Origin of the sequence: Stenotrophomonas sp. BIO128-Bstrain (genome assembly GCF_030128875.1) — a bacterium.
GTDB classification, from domain to species: Bacteria; Pseudomonadota; Gammaproteobacteria; order Xanthomonadales; family Xanthomonadaceae; genus Stenotrophomonas; species Stenotrophomonas bentonitica_A.
This window is the reverse complement of record NZ_CP124620.1, coordinates 812,503-832,883: the sequence shown is the minus strand read 5'-3', so window position 1 is coordinate 832,883 and position 20,381 is coordinate 812,503. Positions and strand designations below refer to the sequence as shown.

Sequence of the window (20,381 nt, the reverse complement as noted above, 5' to 3'; positions counted from 1 at the left end):
GCCGGTCGGTACTGCAGCCCACCAACGGTCGGCTCTACCCGGTGCGGTGACTGGCCGGTCCCGCAGCCGACCAGCGGTCGGCTCTACCGTAATCCGGCTTTGCCGGATTACTTGCCGGCGCGTGCGGAGTATTCGCCCGAACGGGTGTCGACCTTGATGATTTCATCCTGGTTGACGAACAGCGGCACGCGGACCACCGCGCCGGTTTCCAGGGTGGCCGGCTTGCCGCCGCCGCCCGAGGTGTCGCCACGGACGCCCGGATCGGTCTCGGTGATCTTCAGCTCGACGAAGTTCGGCGGCTGGACGAAGATCGGCTCGCCGTTCCAGAGGGTGACGATGCAGGACTCTTCGCCCTTCAGCCACTTCTCCGCGCCGCCCATGCCGGCCTTGGTGGCCTGGACCTGCTCGAAGGATTCCGGGTCCATGAAGTGCCAGAACTCGCCGTCGCTGTACATGAAGTCCATGTTGGTATCCACGACGTCGGCCTTCTCCACGTCATCGGTCGCCTTCATGGTCATTTCGACCACGCGGCCGGACTTGATGAAGCGGTACTTCATGCGGGTGAAGGCCTGGCCCTTGCCCGGCTTGACGTATTCGGTCTCGGTGATGACCGCTGGTTCATTGTTGACCAGGATCTTCATCCCGTTCTTGACGTCGTTCATGCCAACAGTGGCCATGCTGAAACTCCTGAATGGGCAAACGCCGCGCAGGCGCGGCGAGCCGGATAGAATGGGAAATCCCACCGACACCGGTGGGGTGACTCGATATTTCTGACCCACATGATAACCGCAGGCCCCCATTCCATGCAGCTTTCCGCCACGCCCCTGGCCGCCCCCGTCCGCTGGCAGCAACGGTGGCGCGAGGCAATCCGCGACCCGCGCGAGCTGCTGCGGCAGCTGGGGCTGGATCCGGTGGCGCTGGGGGTCTCGGATAAGGCGGCCGGCCAGTTCGCGGTGCGCGTACCGCAGGGCTTCGCGGCCCGGATGCGCCACGGCGACCGCCATGACCCCCTGCTGCGCCAGGTCCTGCCGATCACCGACGAGCTGAAGGTCGTGCCCGGCTTCAGCCTGGATGCGGTCGGCGACGGTGCGGCCAAGAAGGCCACCGGGGTCATCCAGAAGTACCGCGGCCGTGCCCTGCTGGTCACCACCGGCAGCTGTGCGATCAATTGCCGCTACTGCTTCCGCCGCCATTTCGACTACGGCACCGAAAACGCCGCCCGCGAGGGCTGGCGTGATGCGGTGGACGCGATCGCCCAGGACCCGGACATCGATGAGGTCATCCTGTCCGGGGGCGATCCGCTGTCGCTGGCCACGCACAAGCTGGTCGAGCTGACCGCGGCGCTGAAGCAGATTCCGCACCTGCGCCGGCTGCGCATCCACAGCCGCCTGCCGGTAGTCCTGCCCGAACGCGTGGATGACGAACTGGTGCAGTGGATCGCCTCGCTGCCGTGGCCGGTGGCGTTCGTGATCCATGCCAACCATGCCAACGAGTTCGATGCGTCGGTGGATGCCGCGATGGCGCGCCTGCGCGCGGCCGGTGCCACCCTGCTCAACCAGGCGGTGCTGTTGCGCGGGGTGAACGATTCGATCCAGGCGCTGCAGGCACTGAGCGAGCGCAGCTTCGCCGCCGGCGTGCTGCCCTATTACCTCTACCAGGTGGACCGGGTCGAGGGCGTGGCCCATTTCGAAGTGGCCGACGACACCGCCAAGGACCTGCATGCGCAGCTCACTGCGCGCCTGTCCGGCTACCTGGTGCCCAAGCTGGTCCGCGAGATCTCCGGCGACAGCAGCAAGCGCCCGGTCTGATCAGCTGCCCGATTCGAGCAGCTGCACCACATCGGTCGCGCTGACCGGATGGCTGAGCCAGTAACCCTGGGCCAGGTCGCAACCGCGCTGGGCCAGCAGGTCGAACTGCACTTCCTGCTCGATGCCCTCGGCCACCACGGTGATCCCCAGGGCATGGGCCATGGCGATGATGGCCGTGGTCAGGGCCAGGTCGTCCGCATCGCGCTGCATGTCGGCCACGAAACTCTTGTCGATCTTGACCCCGTCCACCGGCACCTGGCGCAGGTGGCTCAGGCCGGAGAAACCGGTCCCGAAATCGTCCAGCCACACCTTCACGCCGGTCCGGTGCAGCTTGTCCAGCAGGGCGGCGGCCAGCATTTCATCGCCGATCACCGCCGTTTCGGTCAGCTCCAGGTGCAGCCGCGAGGCCGGCAGGCCGGTGTCGCGCAGGCAGTCGGCGACCAGCGTGGGCAGTTCGCCGCCGCGCAACTGCCGCGGGGAGACGTTGACCGAAACGAACAGCCCTTCCCCATCGCCCCCGACCGGCCACTGCACCGCCTCGGTGCAGGCCGCGCGCAGCACCTTGGGGCCGATCACTTCGATCAGCCCGCTCTGCTCGGCCACTTCGATGAAGACCGACGGCGGGATCGTGCCCAGGGTCGGGTGCTGCCAGCGCAGCAGCACTTCCACGCCGACCATGCGGCGGTCGCGGGTGCGGAAGATCGGCTGGTAGGCCAGCCGCAGCTCGCCCCGCTCCCAGGCACCGCGCAGCTCCTGCTCCATGTGCACGCGGCGCTCGACCGCATGGTCCATCGCCCGGCTGTAGTAGCGGTAGCAGTTCTTGCCGGCCATCTTGGCCTGGTACATCGCGATGTCGCCGTTCTTGAGCAGCGTGGTGGCGTCGGCAGCGTCATCGGGGAACAGGGTCACGCCGATCGAGGAGCCCAGGAACAGCTCCCGGCCCTGCACCACCAGCGGCTTGCCCAGTTCGCGCACCAGGATCTCGGCCAGTTCGCGGGCCCCGGCAGCGACATCGCCCTCCCCGATCAGGATCACGAATTCATCGCCGCCAAAGCGCGCCAACAGCGCCTCGTCCCCACCGGCCTGGGCCACCGCCGCGCTGATGCGCTGGGCGAACTGCAGCAGCGCCTCGTCGCCGGCCTCGTGGCCGAGCGTGTCGTTGACGCGCTTGAAGTCGTCCATGTCCGCGAACAGCAGGCCCAGCCGGTGGCCGGAGGCCCGCGCGGCCATCAGCCGGTGGTCCAGCGCCTCGCGGAATGCCAGCCGGTTGGTCAGCCCGGTCAGGGCATCGGTATAGGCCATGTGCCGCACTTCGCGGTCGTGCCGGGCGATCGCCTGGCTCATCCGACCGAATGCACGCATCAGCTCACCGACTTCATCCTGGCGCCGGATCTCCGGCATCTGCAGGGTGTAGTCACCGGCCTCGATCTGGCGCGCCGCCCCGGCCAGCCAGCGGATCGGCGTCACCAGGGTGCGCTGCACGTAGATGATCACCACCGCACCAATCCCGACCAGCAGCCCGAGCATCAGCAGCAGCCAGCCCAGGTGGCGCTTGCCGACCTGCTGCAGGCGGTCGCCCAGGGTCTGGTTGGCCTGCTGCTCCATGGCCTGCACATCGTCCAGCGCCATGCCCACGCGCACCCCGCCGATCCGCTGGTTGCCGATCATGATCGGCATCGCGTTGTCGAGCACCTTGGGCGACTGCTGGACCACCAGCTCGCGCGCGCCGGCGGCACCGGCGGCGAGCGGGTCGGTCATCGGCTGGCCGAACTCCAGCACGTCCACCGTGCCGTCGTGGATCAGCCTGCCGTTCTCGTCGAACACCAGCACATAGCGCACCACCTGCTGCCGCGAGGTGTTGCGCACCAGCGCCCCGACCTGCTCCAGGTCGTTGTAGTACAGCGGGTTGGCCAGCGCATCGGACAACTCGCGGGCCAGTGCTTCACCACGGCTGCGCACACTGCGGTCGAACAGGTCATGGATGACCGTGCCGCTGAGATGCTGCACCTCGTCCTGCATCGTCGCCTGGCGCCCCAGCACCACGGCCACGATCGCCACCACGACCAGCATCGCGCCGCCCATCGCCAGCACGAAGCGGGCCTGCATTCCCGAACCCAAGCGACTCATTCCACTTCCATCCGCACGCGCGTCAAGCCTTGTTTCAATTCATCCAGCCGGTGCTGCATCTGCGCATCCACCCGGTGGAACCCGGAAGTACCAAAAAATGTCTTCAATGCCGGCTGCGCCTGGGGATCGGATGCGGCATCCAGCAGCACCTGCTGCAGCCGGTCGCGCACCTTCGGATCCAGCCCCTCGCGCACCATCTCCACCGCACGCGGATACGGTTCGGTGCGATGGATGACCCGGAAATCACGCAGGAAGTTGGCCGGAATGCGCTTGCCATCCGACCAGTCCACGCTGCTCACCGCACCGGCATCCACCAGGCCCTTGTGCACGAAGGTGGCGATGTTCGCTTCCGAACGCGCGAAGACGTAACCGACGGTGTCCGGGGCGGCGACATCGCCCAGCGAGGAGAGAATCTCCGGTGTCTCGCCATGCTGCAACAGGGTCATTACCGGCACCAGGTAGGCGCTGGTGGAGGCCGTGTTCTGCAGGGCCAGGGTATGCCCGCGTAGTGCTTCCAGCGTCTGGATGGGGCTGTCGCGGCGCACGAAGAACACGGTGTGGTACTCGCGCACGCCGCTGCGCTCGGTCAGCAGCAAGGGCCTGGCACCGCTGCGCAGCCCCAATGCGACGGCGGTGCCGGAGGTCTCGGTCACCCAGTCCACGCGGCCGCGGCGCAGGTAGCTGCCCATCTGCTGGGTATCACGCGCCATCAGGATCCGGCCTTCGGTGATGCCGACGTCGTGCAGGCGCGGAATCACGTAATCGAGCAGGGGCTGCAGCTGCGCATAGTGTGACCTCGGGTCGTCGCTGATCCGTCCCAGCACCAGGACATGGGCGGGTCCGGCAAACGCCGGACCGGTCATCGCGGCGATGGCCAGACACAGCAGTACGCTCTGCAGCAGCCTTCGCAGTCCCGACAAGCCCATCACTCCCCCCAAGGAATCGAGACAGACTACCCGAAAAAATGAGAACTGCGTCAGCTTACAGAGGCTTGTTGGTCGCCAATCGCGCCATGCGCTGTGCGTCGGACAGGATGCCGCGCAGCAGGCGCACTTCCTGTTCACTCAGTTCGGTGCGCAGGAACAGGCGGCGCAGCTTGCGCATCGCCGATTCAGGCGCACGGCCCTTGTGGAAGTCGATTTCATCCAGGGTGTCGCCAAGCTGGCCGAACAGGCCTTCGACCTGCGCATGGCTGGCCGGGGCTTCGCCGAAGCCGGGCTCGGCCGGCGCGGCAACCGGCGCATCGGCTGCGCCCAGGATCGCCATGCGCACTTCGTAGGCCAGGACCTGGACAGCGGCCGCCAGGTTCAAGGAGCTGAACTCAGGGTTGGACGGGATATGGACGGCGGCATGGCACAGCTGCAGCTCTTCGTTGGTCAGGCCGGTGCGCTCGCGGCCGAACACGAAGGCCACCTCGGCCGGTTCGGCGGCCTTGGCCAGCACGCGCTGGGCGGCCACGGCCGGCAGCAGTTCTTCCAGCTGGACCCGGCGCGAGCGGGCGGTACAGCCCAACACGAAGCGGCAGTCGGCCACGGCCTCGGCCAGGGTCGCCACCACCGGGGCATCGCCCAGGACATCCTCGGCGCCGGCCGAGCGGCGGAAGGCCTCCTCATCCAGCGGTTTCTCGGGCGCGACCATGACCAGGCGGCCCAGCCCCATGGTTTTCATGGCCCGTGCGGCCGCCCCCATGTTTCCGGGGTGCTGGGTGCCGACCAGGACGAAGCGGATGCGGGCGGGAGCGGTTTCTACGGACATGAACGGGCCAAATGCGAGCAGGACAGCGACAAATGGTAAACTGTGCGACCGGCCTCTGCGCCGGGACCGCTCTTTTCCCCCGCCAAACCCCTACTCTGCCTTTACGGGAGCTTTTCGCCATGCAGAAACCCGCCGTCACCGTCATGGTCAAGGCCGCCCGCCTCGCCGGCAACGTCCTGTTGCGCAACATCAACAAGCTCGAGGCGTTGAACGTCGTGCAGAAGGGCCGCATGGACTATGCCAGTGAAGTCGATGCAGATGCGGAAAAGGTCATCGTCAAGGAACTCAAGCGCGCCTATCCCGAGTACGGGATCATGGGTGAGGAAGGTGGCGTGCAGTCGGTCAACCGTTACATGTGGGTCATCGATCCGCTGGACGGCACCAGCAACTACCTGCGCGGCTTCCCGCATTACTGCGTCTCCATCGCCCTGGTCGAGAACGGTGAGCCGATCGACGCGGTGATCTTCGATCCGCTCCGCAATGAGCTGTTCACCGCCAGCCGGGGTGCCGGCGCGGTGTTCAATGACCGCCGTATCCGTATTGCCGAGCGCAAGGATCTGGGCGGCGCGATGATCCATACCGGTTTTGCCCCGCGTGAGCGCCAGCGCACGAGTGCACAGCTGAAGGCGGTGGACGCGCTGCTGGTGCAGGCCGAAGACGTGCGGCGCACGGGCTCGGCCGCGCTGGATCTGGCCTACGTGGCCTGTGGCCGTGCCGACGCGTATTTCGAGGCCGGCGTGAAGGCCTGGGATATCGCCGCCGGTGTGCTGCTGGTCCGCGAAGCCGGTGGCCGCGTATGCGACTTCAAGGGCGCCACGCCGGCCCGCATGGACAGCCGTGGTCCGGAAACCCAGCAGATCGTTGCCGGCAATGTGAAGATCAGCGATGCGCTGCAGAAGGTGCTGGTCAATACGGGCTACGCGGCCGAGTTCGACGCGAAGTTCTGATCGGGCTGGTTCTGGTCTGCATGACGACGGCGCCTTCGGGCGCCGTTGTTGTGTGTGGGAACAAAAACGCCCGGCGAAAGCCGGGCGTTGTGGTCAGCGCAACGCGGTGCGGATCACACCACGGTGTTGTTGGCAGCGCGCAGGGCGGCGATGCGCTCGTCCAGCGGGGGGTGGCTCATGAACAGCTTCCTGGCGGCGCCGCCAGCGATGCCGAACGCGGCGATCTGGGTCGGCAGGGTGCTCTGGCCGTGGTTGACCTTGAGGCGCTCCAGGGCGGCGATCATCTTCTGGCGGCCGGCCAGGTGCGCGCCACCGGCGTCGGCGCGGAACTCGCGGTGACGGGAGAACCACATGGAGATCATGGTGGCGAACAGGCCGAACACCATTTCCAGGACGAACACGATGATGTAGTAGGCAAAGCCGCGGCCGCCGCCTTCGCGGTTGCCGGACAGGGCGCTGTCGATGAAGCCACCGACGATGCGGGCCAGGACGATCACGAAGGTATTGAGCACGCCCTGCAGCAAGGCCATGGTGACCATGTCGCCGTTGGCGACGTGGGCGATTTCATGGCCCAGCACGGCTTCGGCTTCGTCTTCGCTCATGTTGTGCAGCAGGCCGGTGGAAACCGCGACCAGCGCCTTGTTTCGGTTGGCGCCGGTGGCGAAGGCGTTGATTTCCGGACCGTCGTAAACGGCCACTTCGGGCATGCCGATGCCGGCTTCACGGGCCTGGCGCTCGACCGTGGCCAGCAGCCAGCGTTCGGTCTGGTTGCGCGGCTCGGTGATCACCACCGCGCCGGTGGAGCGCTTGGCCATGAACTTGGAGAGCAGCAGGGAAATGAACGAGCCACCGAAGCCGAAGATCGCTGCAAAGATCAGCAGGCCGCTCATCTGGTTGGGATTGACGCCCGCCACCGACATCACGATGCCGGCCAGGATCAGCACCGCAAAGTTGGTCAGAAGGAATAGAGCAATGCGACTGAACATGGGAAAAGGACGCTCGTTGGAGGTTGATGACTGCAAATCTGCGGGGACTTCAGCTTGAATTCAAGTCGCAAACTGACCGACGATTCATAGTCCATGTCCGATTCCTCCTATTGCGGGCGCTTCGCGCCCTCGCCCACCGGCCCGCTGCACCCCGGCTCGTTGCTGGCGGCGCTGGGCAGCTGGCTGCTCGCGCGCCATGCCGGCGGCCGCTGGCTGGTGCGGGTGGAGGATGTCGATCCTCCTCGAACGGTGCCCGGTGCGGTGAACGGCCAACTGGCCGTGCTGGCAGCCTTCGGGCTGTGCAGTGACGGGCCGATCGTCCACCAGAGCCAGCGCGGCGCGCTGTACCAGGCGGCGCTGGACCGGCTGCTGCGCGAGGGCAAGGCGTTCGCCTGCCATTGCAGCCGCAGCGAGCTGGCCACTCAGGGCGGCATCCATCACCACTGCGTGGCCCGCGCCGCGCGTGCGCAGCCGGCGGTGAGGCTGCGGGTACCGCCGGGCAGCGTGGTGGGGTTCGAGGACGGCCTGCAGGGCCGGATCGTGCAGGACGTACACGCCGAGGTCGGCGACTTCGTGCTGCGCCGGGCCGACGGTTACTGGGCGTATCAGCTGGCGGTGGTGGTCGACGATGGCGCGCAGCACGTGACCGACGTGGTCCGGGGCGCGGACCTGCTCGATTCCACTCCACGCCAGATCCTGTTGCAGCAGGCGCTGGGCTTGCCGACCCCGCGCTACCTGCACCTGCCGCTGCTGCTGGGTCCCGATGGGCGCAAGCTCTCCAAGTCCGAGGCCGCTCTGCCGATCGACCCTGCCGACCCGCTGCCAGCCCTGCGCCGGGCCTGGGCGCAGCTCGGCCAGGACCCGGCGATCGGCGCGGGTGTCGAGGACGTTTCCGGTTGGCTGCACCAGGCGGCGGCCTGCTTCGATCCGGTGCGATTGCCACCGGGCGACATCCCCATGCGGCAAGCGGCTGACGGGGCTGCCCCTTTTGCCCGCTGATGTTGCAGAATCCTGTTCCCCCTTGTTGGCCCTGCCTTTCGGAGTAGCTGCTCATGACATCTCGCGTCGCACTGGTCACCGGTGGTACCGGCGGTATCGGTACTGCCATCTGCCAACGCCTGGCCGACCAGGGCCATCGGGTCGCCACCAACTACCGTGACGAAGCCAAGGCCAAGGCCTGGCGCGAGAAGATGCTGGCCCGCGGTTGCGATGTGGCGATCTTTCCGGGCGATGTATCCGAGCCGGACACGGCCGAAAGCATGGTGCAGGCCGTCGAAGCGGCGCTGGGCCCGGTCGAGATCCTGATCAACAACGCCGGCATCACCCGCGACACCACGTTCCATCGCATGCGTGCGGACCAGTGGCACGATGTCATCAACACCAACCTCAACTCGGTGTTCAACGTCACCCGCCCGGTGATCGAGGGGATGCGCCGCCGCGGCTGGGGCCGGGTCATCCAGATCAGCTCGATCAACGGCCTGAAGGGCCAGTACGGCCAGGCCAACTACGCGGCGGCCAAGGCTGGCATGCACGGTTTCACCATTTCCCTGGCCCGTGAGAACGCGGGTTTCGGGATCACCGTGAACACCATCTCTCCGGGCTACGTGGCAACGGACATGGTGATGGCCGTGCCGGACGAAGTGCGCGCCAAGATCATCGCCGACATTCCTACCGGCCGCCTCGGCAAGCCGGAGGAAATCGCTTACGCGGTGGCATTCCTGGTCAACGAGGAGGCCTCCTGGATTACCGGCTCCAACCTGGACATCAACGGTGGCCACCACATGGGGTGGTAAGGGCGGCGCTGCGCCGAGGGCGCGCGGACGGGCGGGATGCGCGGGCCAACGGCGGGCGAAGGGCCAAATTGCTGCACCCTATGCTGCGCAACATAAATGCGGGCGCTTGCTACTTATGGCGGTTGCATAGGCTGCTGCACTGCGCCATGCTGCGCGCCTACTGTGATGAGTGACTGCTTCATGGCTGCGACCCGCATTATCAAGAAGTATCCGAACCGCCGGCTCTACGACACGGAAATCTCCAGCTACATCACCATAGAGGATGTGCGCCAGCTGATCCTGGATGGTGAGGACTTCGAGGTGCGCGATGCCAAGAGCGGTGATGACCTGACCCGCTCGGTGCTGCTGCAGATCATCGCCGACCAGGAACAGGACGGCGAACCGATGCTGTCCACCCAGCTGCTCAGCCAGCTGATCCGCTTCTATGGCGATTCGCTGCAGGGCTTCATGGGCAATTACCTGGAGCGCAGCATGCAGGTCTTCCTGGACCAGCAGCAGCAGTTCCGCCAGCAGATGGGCAATCTGCTCGGCCAGACCCCGTGGGCGATGATGAACCAGCTGACCGAGCGCAACATGGAAATGTGGCAGGACTTCCAGCGCAACATGGGCACCGGCTTCGGCGGCCGCCCGGGCGGCACCGGAACCGGTACCGGTACCGGCACGGGAACCGGCAAGAAGCCGGAAACCCCGGCGCCGGGCGCAGGCAAGACCCGCCGCTGAGACCGGTTCCGCTGCAGAAAAGAAAAAGGCGCAGCCTCCGGGCCGCGCCTTTTCTCGTTCCGGGGCCAGGCGTCACTGTCGACGCCCCTGTGCCCGATGCCCTCAGCGCTTGGGCTTGGCGCAACCGGTGCAGACGCGCTCGACCTTGTAGCCCTTGGCGCGCAGCTTCTCCACGACCCCATCGTTGCCCAGCAGATGCAGCGTGCCGACCACCACCAGCGTGCCCCCCTGCCCGGCCTGCAGGTGCTGCTGCAGCTTCGGCACCCAGGCATCATTGCGGTCGGTGTTGATGCGCTTGTACAGCTGCGGGTACTGGCCGCGCATCTCGGTGGCCATCGAGGTCCACAGCAGCTTGTCGTCTCCGCGGCGCCAGGCATCGTGCAGCTTGCGCCCCATTTCATCGCCCTTGCCGGCCTGCTCGAGGGCTTCGGCCACCATCTGCTGCTGTTCCTTGGCCGACATGCCCGACAGCACCGCGATCTGCGTGTCGATATCCTCCAGACCGGCAGTCGCCTTGCCCGCGCTGGCGGCCCGTGTCATGAAATGCCGGTCCAGCCCCAGCGCCGGGTCCAGGCCCATCTTGGTGAACTGGCTCAGGGTGATGGTCAGGCCGACGAACCACGGTTTCATGCCCTGCAACTGGGCCAGCGGCAGCTTGTTTTCCTGCGCATAGGCCTGCAGCCGGGTCCAAGTGGCCGCATCGAGGTCGCGCTTGAGTTCCGAGCCATCGGTACGCATCGCCGCCTGCACCATCTTCTGTGCCAGTTCGGGCGACTCCATGTCCTGCGGCGAGAGTTCGAACACCACCCGCTGCGAGGCGGCGAAGGCCTGGTCGACATCCGCCGACAGCGGGTAGTCCGTGGGCTGCAGCAGATGGAACGAGCCCAGAAGGTACACGCGGCTGTCGCCCGGGCCGGTGACCTTCCACAGCAGTGGAACCGGCGGACTGGCCTTGGCGGCTGCGGGTGCACGCGGCGCGACCGGGCGCGCGTCGGCGCTGACCGTGCCGGCCAACAGGCCCGCAGCAATCAGCAACGGGGACAACAGACGCGACAACATCGACATGTTCAAGCCTCTCCTTCGGGGGCGTGGTACGCCTGCTCACCGGCGTCCACGCGCAGGTCCAGGCGGTTTTCAGGGGGCGTCAGCGGACAGGTGGCAAAGGGCGTGAACGCGCACGGCGGGTTGTAGGCCTGGTTGAAATCGATCACCACGCGGCCCTGGTCATCCGGCGCAGGCAGATCCAGATAACGGCCGGCCGGATAACTGCCGTGACCACTGGTACGGTCACCAAAGATCACGAACAGCGCGCGACCCGGCTCGCCGATGGCTTCCAGCCGCCAGGTGCGGCCGTCGCGCTCGAACTCCAGGGCGCCCGCATTGGGCATGTTCGTGGTCAGGCCGGTGATGTCCACGATCGGCAGCGTCTGGCCGGCCGGGTGCGGTACGAAGCGCGCCGTGACGCGCCACGACGCGCCGCCCGGCCAGTACGTCAAGCCGGTGAAGTTCGTCCGCGAAGGCGCGTCGGCGTGCTTGACCCGCAGCGCGAACCGCTCGCCGCGATGGATCAGGCTGAGTCGGCCCTTGCCGTCGTCGAAGGCGATGACGGTCGGGGTCGGATCGCGATCGCTGAAGAAGCGGATGCGGCCGGTGACCGGCTTGCCATCCACCTGCATCGCCACCCCACGCTCGGGCGTGAACCAGACGGTGTCACCCTCGCGCGCGACCATGCCCAGCTTGTCCGGGCCGACCGCCAGGCGGATGCCGCTGCCCGGGCCGCGACCGATGTAATGCGCTTTGTATTCCAGCCAATGCAGGCCGACCAGGCTGGTCCAGCCGTCGGCGGCATGCAGTTGCTCGTAGCGCTGTTGGCGCCACTGCTGCTGTTCGGCCTCGAAGGCTGGATCGATCGCCACCTTCGCAGGGGCATCCACCGCTTTTTCGCCACATCCCGACACGCTCACTGCCAGCAGCAATACCGCCGCCCACACTCCCCAGTGCTTGCCCATGACCGTCCTCTCAACGTCCGCGCAGGAACCAGCGGTCGATTTCCGCCAGCGAAAAACGGGCCCAGGTCGGCCGGCCGTGATTGCACTGACCCGAGCGTTCGGTGATTTCCATGTCGCGCAGCAGGCCGTTCATTTCCGGCACGGTCAGGCGCCGGTTCGCGCGCACCGCGCCGTGGCAGGCCATGGTCGACAGCAGTTCGTCGCGGGCGCTGGCGATGCGACGGCTCTGGCCATGCTCGCGCAGGTCGGTCAGCACATCGCGCAGCAGCGCCTCTGGCTCGGCATTGGCCAGCAGGGCGGGAATGCTGCGCACGTGCAGCGAGCCGGGGCCGGCGCGGGTGACTTCAAAGCCCAGCGAGGTCAAGGTCTCCGCTTCGCGTTCGGCGGTGTCGGCGTCGCGCTCGCCGACCGCCAGGGTGATCGGCACCAGCAGCGGCTGCGCATGCAGGCCCATGCCGTCGTGTGCGGTTTTCAGGCGCTCATAGCCGATGCGTTCGTGCGCGGCATGCATGTCCACCACGATCAGGCCTTCGGCATTTTCGGCGAGAATGTAGATGCCATGCAGCTGCGCGATCGCATAACCCAGCGGGGGTACACCACTGTCGGCCGCCGTGACCGGCAAACCACTTTCGCTCGGCATCGGCGGCAGGCTGCCGCCGGCGGCGGTGCCACCGGGCGCGCCATACAGCGCCGCATAGGCGGAGGGGGCATCGGCCACGCGCAGGCCCAGTGGCGATTGCTGCGGGCGCCAGTCGCCGCCCATGCCACCCCCACCGCCACCACTGCCGGCGAGTGCATAGCCCCCATTGCCTGACGACGGCAGACCGTAGGCCGGCGCCGCGGTCGCGGCACTCTCCGTGGCGTGCACCTGCGTGCCGGCAGCGGTCATGCCGGCGCGCGTTTCCGCCAGCGCTTCCTTGAGCGTGCGGTACACAAAATCGTGGATCAGGCGCGAATCGCGGAAGCGCACTTCATGCTTGGCCGGATGCACGTTGACGTCGACACGGGTCGGGTCCAGCTCCAGGAACAGCACATACGCCGGCTGGCGACCATGGAACAGCACGTCGCCGTAGGCCATCTTCACCGCGTGGGCGACGCTGCGGTCACGCACCGAGCGGCCGTTGACGTACAGGTACTGCTGATCGGTGCTGGCCCGCGAGTAATGGGGCTGCGCGATCCAGCCGTGCAGGCGCAGGCCGGCACCGCTGTGGTCCACGCGCAGCGCCTGGTTGGCGAAGTCTTCGCCGAGTGTTTCGCCCAGGCGCGCGTCCGAGTACAGATCGCCGGGCTTGTAGCGGCGCGAAGGTTTGCCGTTGTGCGACACGCGCAGCTCGACATCCGGCCGCGCCAGCGCGAGCGAGCGCAGCCACTCTTCGATATGGCCCAGCTCGGTGCGCTCGGCGCGCAGGAACTTGCGACGGGCCGGCACGTTGTAGAACAGCTCGCGCACTTCCACCGTGGTGCCCGGCGCATGCGCGCGCGGGGTCACCTCGCCAAGCCGACCGCCTTCGATCTGCAACGCCGAGCCGTGCTCGTCGATGGCACGGCGCGAGCTCAGGGTGAAGCGGCTGACCGAGGCGATCGACGGCAACGCTTCGCCGCGGAAGCCGAGCGTGGCCACCGACTCCAGATCATCCAGGCTGGCGATCTTGCTGGTCGCATGGCGCGACACCGCCAGCGGCAGCTCTTCCGGTGCAATGCCACCGCCGTCATCGCGGATGCGGATCAGCCGCACGCCGCCCTCTTCCAGGTCGATATCAACCCGCGTGGCGCCGGCGTCCAGCGCGTTCTCGACCAGTTCCTTGACCACGGACGCGGGCCGCTCGACCACTTCGCCAGCGGCGATCTGGTTGATCAGGATCTCGGGAAGCTGGCGGATGCTCATGCGCACCTCCGGCTGACGGAGGTGAGGGGCGCAGCGGCGAGGGGGATTCGGGAAACAGACGTCATCCCGTGATGATAGCGTGCGCCGGGCGGTGGCTGGCGGGCTTACTTGCTGCCGCCCGCCACGGTACCGGCGGCGTCGATCTCGGCCTGGGCGCGCGCAGCGTACAGGGTGCCCGGCGGCGGCTGGCGGCTGAAGAAGGTATGCACGCCATCTAGCACGGCCCCGGCGATCTGGCGCTGGTAGGCCGGATCGATCAGGCGGCGCTCTTCATCCGGGTTGGAGATGAACGCGGTTTCGACCAGCATCGCCGGCATGTCCGAGGTGCGCAGCACCGCGAAGTTGGCCCGTTCGATGTTGGGCTTGTGGTTCTTGCCGATCCGCTTCAGGCCGCCCAGCACATGCCCGGCAGCGTCTTCGGAGGCCTTCATGTAACCGCTCTGGGCCAGATCCAGCAGCACGTTGGCCAGGGTGCCTTCGGTCTGCTGCAGGCGCACGCCACCGACCAGATCGGCGGCGTTTTCCTTGTCGGCCAGCCAGCGCGCACGCTGCGAGGACGCGCCCTTGGTCGAGAGCACGTAGACCGACGAACCGGTGGCCGCGCGGTTCTCGGCGGCATCGGCGTGGATCGAGATGAACATGTCGGCCTTGGCGGCGCGCGCCTTCTGCGCACGCATCGGCAGCGGGATGAACACGTCGCTGTCGCGGGTGAGGTAAGCCTTCAGGCCGGGCGTTGCGTTGACCTGGCGGGCCAGTTCACGCGCCACTGCCAGGGTGATGTCTTTTTCGCGCTTGCCGGTCGGGCCGACCGCGCCGGGATCCTGTCCACCGTGGCCCGGGTCGATCGCGATCACCAGCGGGCGCATGCCGGCGCGCATCTTCACCCGCGAGGCGTCGCTGGGCATCGCCGGACGCGGGTTCTCCTGCGGCGTCACCGGGGTCGGCGTCGGCGCCGGGGTGGGCACCGGCGCACTGGCGACCACGGCCGTGGTCGACTGACCGGCGAGGATGGCGGCCGGTGAAGCGCTGTTGCTGGCGGCATTGGCAGTGCCGGCAGCGGCCACGTTGACGGTGGTGGCGGTGGTCGCCGCCGGGCCCGGCGCCGGTGCCGAGGTGGCGACGGTGGCGCTGGCCTGCTGGCGCACCGAGGCGGTCAGCAAGGCGGTGGCGCGCGCGGCATCGCTGCGCGCCTGTGCGGATTGGGCAGCGGCCTGCGCGGGGGTCGGAGCGGCTGCGGCCGGCGTGGAAGCAGCTGGCGCAGGCGTCGGCGTCGGCGCAGCAGCAGGTGTCGGGGTCGGCGCACTGGCCACGCGGGTGGACGTCGGCGCATCGCCCGGCCACTCGATCACCAGACGCGATTGATCCCCCTGCTTGATCATCTGCGGGCGGAACGGCGCGACCGATTCGGCCAGGTCGAACACCACGCGGAACGTGCCCGGCACCGGCTGCCCGGTTCGGACCGCCGTGACCACACCCTTGGGCGCCGGCAGTTTGAGGTTGCGGATCGCGCTGGAGTCCGGGAAATCGACCACCAGGCGGTTCGGGCCGGCCAGGGACAGGGTCTTGTAACCCCCGCTGCCGGCCAGCGAAATCTCCGCACGGGTACCGGTCGCACCGGTCTCCACGGCCACCTGGCGGACTTCGCCCGCCCACGACAGCGCGCTCGCCAGACAGAGTCCGACGGCAGTGCAGATGGCGGTGAGTGATTTCCCCATTGGCATGGGTCTGGATTCAATCACCGCGCTGAATGAAATGCAACTCCTTTTCCCTTAATAATCCGTAACCTGCCGGTGGTTCCTAGTGTCAGCCGACAGAAAGGGCCTGCAAGTCGCCCCCTTGGGGGAGCCGTTCGAGCCATTCGCGACCGGCAGGACTGGTCGCCGTGAGCCGGGCGCGCCGCCCCTGGCCATGGATCTCCAGTGCGACTTCCAGATCGGCCGGCGGCAGCGCACCGGCGCCGCGCTCGGGCCATTCGACCAGCCACAGCGAGGCGCTGCCCTCGTCCAGCCCCAGGAAATCCAGCTCCTGCGCATTGCCGATCCGGTACAGGTCCAGATGCCAAGCCTCGTGCCCGTCGGCCAGCGGGTAGCGTTCCACCAGGGTGTAAGTCGGGCTGCGGATCGCGCCCTGCACGCCCAGCGCGCGCAGCAGGGCGCGGGCCAGGGTGGACTTGCCAGCCCCCAGGTCGCCCTGCAGCTGCATCACCGCCTGCGGCGGACGGGTCGCGGCCAGCCATTGCCCGAGCAGGTCGGTGTCCTGGGTCTGCGCGAGGAAAAACTCGATCATGTTCAAACGTCCGGATTGACCAGCCGGCGCAGCGGCGCCAGCAGATCGGTGGGAAGCAGGCCCCGCTGGCCGTCACTGGCGGCGGCATCGCCGGCCAGGCTGTGCAGCAAAGCGCCGGTACTGGCCGCATCGAACGCGCCCAGGCCCTGCGCACGCAGGGCGGCAATGATGCCGGTGAGCAGGTCGCCCATGCCACCCACGGCCATGCCGGGGTTGCCGGCGGCGATCACCCGCGGCACCGAGTCGGGCGCGGCGACCACGCTGCCGGCGCCCTTGAGCACCACCACCGCGTGGAACCGGTCGGCCAGCGCTTTGGCGGCAGTGAAGCGGTCCGCCTGCACCTGCGCCGTGCTCAACCCGAGCAGGCGCGCGGCCTCGCCCGGGTGCGGGGTCAGGATCGCATCACCGAGCGGCTGCGGTGCCTTGGCCAACAGGTTCAGGGCATCGGCATCGATCACCAGCGGCTTGCCGCTGGCCAGCACCTGCCGCCAGAGTTCGTGGGCCCAGTCGTCCTGGCCCAGGCCCGGCCCGATCGCGATCACCCCGGCGCGTGGCAGCAGGGCCTGCAGCTCCTGCGCGTCCTGCACGCCATGCACCATGGCTTCGGGCAGGCGGGCCAGCAGTGGTGCGACATGCGCTGCCTGGGTCGCCACACTGACCAGCCCTGCGCCCGCGCGCAATGCCGATTCACTGGCCAGCATCACCGCGCCGCCGCTGCCGAGATTGCCGCCCACGCACAGCACGTGGCCGGATTCGCCCTTGTGGGTGTTGGCGCGGCGCGCCGGCAGTTGCGCGCGCAGGCGTGGTTGCTGCCAGCACTCGGCGCTGTGCTGCACGCCCTGGTCGGCGCCGGCGGGCAGTTCCAGCGCGGCCAGCCGCCGCCCGCCGACATGCTCCAGCGCCGCGCCGGTATACAGCCCCTGGTGGCGCACGATGAACTGCAGCGTGACCGTGGCGCGGATGGCGACGCCCGGCACGTTACCGGTCTGCGCATCCACGCCACTGGGCACGTCCAGCGACAGTACCGGCAGGCCCAAGGCAGTGATCGCGTTGATCAGATCGGCCGCCCCACCGGCTGGCGCGCGGTTCAGGCCGATGCCGAACATCGCGTCCACGAGCAGGTCCACCTGCGGCACGCCGCCATCGAAATGCGTCACGGCACCGCCGGCGGCGATGAACGCCTGCTCGGCCTGCTGCGACAACGTCGTGGCTGGGGCATCGTTCGCCAGCCGCAGCACCGTCACCTGGCGGCCGGCTGCACGGGCCAGACCGGCCAGCACATAGCCATCGCCGCCGTTGTTGCCGGCCCCCACCACCACGCCGATGCGCTGCGCCTGTGGCCAGCGCTCCAGCAGGCAGTGAAAGGCGGCCAAGCCGGCCTGTTGCATCAGCGAGGCTCCCCCATCGCCCAGCAGGGCGCTGGCCTGCGCATCCAGGCGGCGCGCGGCGGCGATATCGAACAGTTCAGCAAGCTCGGGCATGCCGGGATTCTATACTTGTCGCCCAGGCGCAGCCTTGCCGCGCCCTTCCCAGGCTCCGTTTCCGCCCAGGCCATGTCCGCCGTCCCCCTCCCCGCCCCCGTCCACCTGGCCCGCGCCGCCGACCGCATCCGTGCGATCGCGCGCGTGCATGGCTTCCAGCGCTGCGGCGTGTCCGGGATCGATCTGCGCGAGGACGAAGCCCACCTGGCCGACTGGCTGGGCAAGGGCCTGTACGGCACGATGGAGTGGATGGCGCGGCACGGCACCCTGCGCGCGCGGCCGGATGAACTGCTGCCGGGCACGGTGCGGGTGATCTCGGTCGGTATGGATTACGGCCACAAGGATGACGCCGAAGCCTGGAACACCCTGCATGATGGCGACCGCGCCTACGTAGCGCGCTACGCCTTGGGCCGCGATTACCACAAGCTGATGCGCAACCGGCTGCAGAAGTTCGCCGACAGCATCGCCGCCGAGATCGGTCCCTTCGGCTACCGCGTGTTCGTCGATTCGGCCCCGGTGCTGGAGCGCGCCCTCGCGCGCAATGCCGGGCTGGGCTGGATCGGCAAGCACACCTGCCTGATCGACAAGCAGGGCGGTTCGTGGTTCTTCATCGGTGAGATCTACATCGACCTGCCGCTGCCGGTGGATACACCCGCGAGCGCGCACTGCGGCACCTGCACGCGCTGCATCGATGTCTGCCCGACCCAGGCGATCATCGCCCCGCACCGCCTGGATGCACGCCGCTGCATTTCCTATCTCACCATCGAACATGACGGTGCGATTCCCGAGGAGATGCGCACCGCAATGGGCAACCGCATCTACGGCTGCGACGACTGCCAGCTGGTCTGCCCCTGGAACAAGTTCGCCAAGCGCACCGACGAGCCGGATTTCCGCGCGCGCAATGACCTGGACACTGCCTCGCTCGCCCAGCTGTTCGCCTGGGAAGAAGACGAGTTCCTGCGCCGCACCGAAGGCAGCCCGATCCGCCGCAGCGGGCATGAACGCTGGCTGCGCAACATCGCCGTGGCGCTGGGCAATGCGCCGACCCATGCCGAGACCCTGGCCGCGCTGCAGGCACGGCGCGAGCACCCTTCGGCGATCGTGCGCGAGCATGTGGCCTGGGCCCTGCAGCAGCACGCCGACCGCGCCACCGCGGGATGAAGCATCGCCGCCGACGTGCGACCATGGCCCCCCGTTCGTACCGTTTGGCCTGATGCCCCCCATGGACCGCAGCGCGCAGATTCTCACGCCCAGCCAGCTCAACATCCTGGCCCGCGACCTGCTGGAAGGCGCGTTCCCGCTGATCTGGGTGGAAGCCGAACTGGGCAGCGTTACCCGCCCGGCCTCAGGCCATATGTATTTCACGCTGAAGGACGCGCGCTCGCAGATCCGCGCGGCGTTGTTCAAGCCCAAGAGCCAGTGGCTGAAGTTCGTGCCGCGCGAAGGCATGCGCGTGCTCGCGCGGGGCCGGTTGACCCTGTACGAAGCCCGCGGCGAGTACCAGATGGTGCTCGACCACATGGAAGAAGCCGGCGAAGGCGCCCTGCGCCGCGCCTTCGAGCAGCTCAAGGCGCGGCTGGAGGCCGAGGGCCTGTTCGCGCCCGAGCGCAAGCGGCCGATGCCGGCCCATCTGCGCCGCCTGGCGGTGATCACCTCGCCCACCGGCGCGGCGGTGCGCGACGTGCTGAGCGTGCTGGAACGGCGCTTCCCGATGCTGGAAGTGGATCTATTGCCCAGCCTGGTGCAGGGCGACAGCGCCGCCGCGCAGTTGACCTCGCTGCTGCGTTCGGCCGATGCCAGTGGCCGTTACGATGTCATCCTGCTGACCCGCGGCGGCGGCTCGATGGAAGATCTGTGGGCGTTCAACGACGAGCAGCTGACCCGCGCGATTGCCGCCAGCCAGACACCGGTGGTCTCTGCGGTGGGTCACGAAACCGACTTCAGCCTCGCCGATTTCGCCGCCGACCTGCGCGCGCCCACGCCCTCGGTCGCGGCCGAACTGCTGGTACCCGACCAGCGCGACCTGCTGCTGCGCGTGCGCCGCCTGGATGCGCGCCTGGCACAGCTGCAGCGGCACAGCCTCGGGCAAGCGATGCAGCGCGCGGACCGCGCCCTGCTGCGCCTCAACGCACAGAGCCCGCAATCACGCCTGCAGCTGTTGCAGCGCCGCCAGCAGGATGTCGCGCGTCGCCTGCACGCAGCGTGGACGACACAGCATCAGGGCCGCCTGGCCCATCTGCGCCACGCCGCGGCTGTACTGCGCAGCGGTCACCCGCAGCGCCGGCTGGATGCCCTGCGTGAGCGCCTGCAACGGCTGCTGCCGCGTGCGGACAGTGCGATCGGCCGCCAGCTGCAGCGCGACAATCTGCGCCTGCGCGCGCTCGCCCGTTCGATGGAAGCGGTCAGCCCGCTGGCTACCGTCGCGCGCGGTTACGCCATCCTGACCCGCGAGGACGATGGCAGCCTGGTGCGTTCGCCGTTACAGGTGCGCCCCGGCGAGACGCTCAAGGCACGCGTGCAGGACGGCGTGATCGACGTAACGGTCAACGAACCGGCGCGCTGACCCAGCGCGCCCACGCCACGT

General features: G+C 68.2%; 17 protein-coding genes and 1 pseudogene. 7 read left to right on the top strand and 11 right to left on the bottom strand.

From position 1 onward, the window contains the following. Positions 1-107 precede the first annotated feature (107 nt). Positions 108-677, bottom strand: a complete 570-nt coding sequence (gene efp, locus POS15_RS03770) for an elongation factor P (protein ID WP_019182820.1) — start codon at positions 675-677, stop codon at positions 108-110. Positions 678-803: 126 nt separating this feature from the next. Here efp and epmB point away from each other — a divergent pair, with 126 nt between their 5' ends. Then, positions 804-1,808 (top strand): EF-P beta-lysylation protein EpmB, encoded by a 1,005-nt coding sequence (gene epmB / locus POS15_RS03765; protein WP_284129017.1) that lies wholly within the window; start codon positions 804-806, stop codon positions 1,806-1,808. Here epmB and POS15_RS03760 read toward each other — a convergent pair whose 3' ends face one another. The 3 genes from POS15_RS03760 to POS15_RS03750 are packed head-to-tail and all read right to left on the bottom strand — an operon-like array spanning position 1,809 to position 5,690. Continuing rightward, positions 1,809-3,935: an EAL domain-containing protein gene (locus POS15_RS03760; protein ID WP_070425552.1), complete on the bottom strand. Its 2,127-nt coding sequence runs from the start codon at positions 3,933-3,935 to the stop codon at positions 1,809-1,811. Next, positions 3,932-4,864: a phosphate/phosphite/phosphonate ABC transporter substrate-binding protein gene (locus tag POS15_RS03755; RefSeq protein WP_139146270.1), complete on the bottom strand. Its 933-nt coding sequence runs from the start codon at positions 4,862-4,864 to the stop codon at positions 3,932-3,934. The genes POS15_RS03760 and POS15_RS03755 overlap by 4 nt, the downstream gene beginning before the upstream one ends. A 52-nt stretch (positions 4,865-4,916) precedes the next feature. After that, on the bottom strand, positions 4,917-5,690 hold the full coding sequence (locus tag POS15_RS03750; RefSeq protein WP_284129016.1) for an RNA methyltransferase: 774 nt from the start codon (positions 5,688-5,690) through the stop codon (positions 4,917-4,919). Between the two features lie 119 nt (positions 5,691-5,809). On the opposite strand from POS15_RS03750, the gene POS15_RS03745 reads away from it, so the two are divergent. After that, on the top strand, positions 5,810-6,637 hold the full coding sequence (locus POS15_RS03745) for an inositol monophosphatase family protein (RefSeq protein ID WP_019182815.1): 828 nt from the start codon (positions 5,810-5,812) through the stop codon (positions 6,635-6,637). Between the two features lie 113 nt (positions 6,638-6,750). On the opposite strand, the gene htpX is transcribed toward POS15_RS03745, so the two are convergent. Then, the gene (gene htpX, locus POS15_RS03740; RefSeq protein WP_019182814.1) at positions 6,751-7,623 is read right to left on the bottom strand and encodes a protease HtpX; all 873 of its coding nucleotides are present in this window, start codon (positions 7,621-7,623) and stop codon (positions 6,751-6,753) included. Between the two features lie 93 nt (positions 7,624-7,716). Between htpX and gluQRS the strand changes: the two are divergent. From gluQRS to phaR, 3 genes and pseudogenes are all read left to right on the top strand, one after another. After that, positions 7,717-8,619 (top strand): annotated as a pseudogene (gene gluQRS / locus POS15_RS03735) (tRNA glutamyl-Q(34) synthetase GluQRS); the annotation flags it as partial. 56 nt (positions 8,620-8,675) lie between these two features. Continuing rightward, complete coding sequence (phbB, locus tag POS15_RS03730; RefSeq protein WP_019182812.1) at positions 8,676-9,416, top strand: acetoacetyl-CoA reductase; 741 nt, start codon at positions 8,676-8,678, stop codon at positions 9,414-9,416. Positions 9,417-9,596: 180 nt separating this feature from the next. After that, entirely contained in the window at positions 9,597-10,136 is a 540-nt protein-coding gene (gene phaR / locus POS15_RS03725; RefSeq protein ID WP_019182811.1) for a polyhydroxyalkanoate synthesis repressor PhaR, read from the top strand. A 102-nt stretch (positions 10,137-10,238) separates the two neighbouring features. On the opposite strand, the gene POS15_RS03720 is transcribed toward phaR, so the two are convergent. From POS15_RS03720 to POS15_RS03695, 6 genes are all read right to left on the bottom strand, one after another. Then, positions 10,239-11,201 carry a TraB/GumN family protein gene (locus POS15_RS03720; protein WP_019182810.1) on the bottom strand — a complete coding sequence of 321 codons (963 nt, stop codon included), beginning with the start codon at positions 11,199-11,201 and terminating at the stop codon, positions 10,239-10,241. Between the two features lie 2 nt (positions 11,202-11,203). Continuing rightward, positions 11,204-12,145 (bottom strand): DUF1684 domain-containing protein, encoded by a 942-nt coding sequence (locus POS15_RS03715; RefSeq protein ID WP_019182809.1) that lies wholly within the window; start codon positions 12,143-12,145, stop codon positions 11,204-11,206. Positions 12,146-12,155: 10 nt separating this feature from the next. Continuing rightward, on the bottom strand, positions 12,156-14,030 hold the full coding sequence (gene mutL, locus POS15_RS03710; protein WP_284129015.1) for a DNA mismatch repair endonuclease MutL: 1,875 nt from the start codon (positions 14,028-14,030) through the stop codon (positions 12,156-12,158). A 104-nt stretch (positions 14,031-14,134) separates the two neighbouring features. Further along, positions 14,135-15,745, bottom strand: coding sequence for an N-acetylmuramoyl-L-alanine amidase (locus POS15_RS03705; protein WP_152663737.1), 1,611 nt, complete (start codon positions 15,743-15,745; stop codon positions 14,135-14,137). An 88-nt stretch (positions 15,746-15,833) separates the two neighbouring features. Then, positions 15,834-16,316: a tRNA (adenosine(37)-N6)-threonylcarbamoyltransferase complex ATPase subunit type 1 TsaE gene (gene tsaE, locus POS15_RS03700; RefSeq protein WP_284129014.1), complete on the bottom strand. Its 483-nt coding sequence runs from the start codon at positions 16,314-16,316 to the stop codon at positions 15,834-15,836. 2 nt (positions 16,317-16,318) lie between these two features. After that, positions 16,319-17,797 (bottom strand): NAD(P)H-hydrate dehydratase, encoded by a 1,479-nt coding sequence (locus POS15_RS03695; protein ID WP_284129013.1) that lies wholly within the window; start codon positions 17,795-17,797, stop codon positions 16,319-16,321. Between the two features lie 72 nt (positions 17,798-17,869). Here POS15_RS03695 and queG point away from each other — a divergent pair, with 72 nt between their 5' ends. Both queG and xseA read left to right on the top strand, forming a co-directional pair. Further along, positions 17,870-18,958, top strand: a complete 1,089-nt coding sequence (gene queG / locus POS15_RS03690) for a tRNA epoxyqueuosine(34) reductase QueG (RefSeq protein WP_046273216.1) — start codon at positions 17,870-17,872, stop codon at positions 18,956-18,958. A gap of 61 nt (positions 18,959-19,019) precedes the next feature. Beyond that, positions 19,020-20,360, top strand: a complete 1,341-nt coding sequence (gene xseA / locus POS15_RS03685; protein WP_284129012.1) for an exodeoxyribonuclease VII large subunit — start codon at positions 19,020-19,022, stop codon at positions 20,358-20,360. Positions 20,361-20,381: the final 21 nt, after the last annotated feature.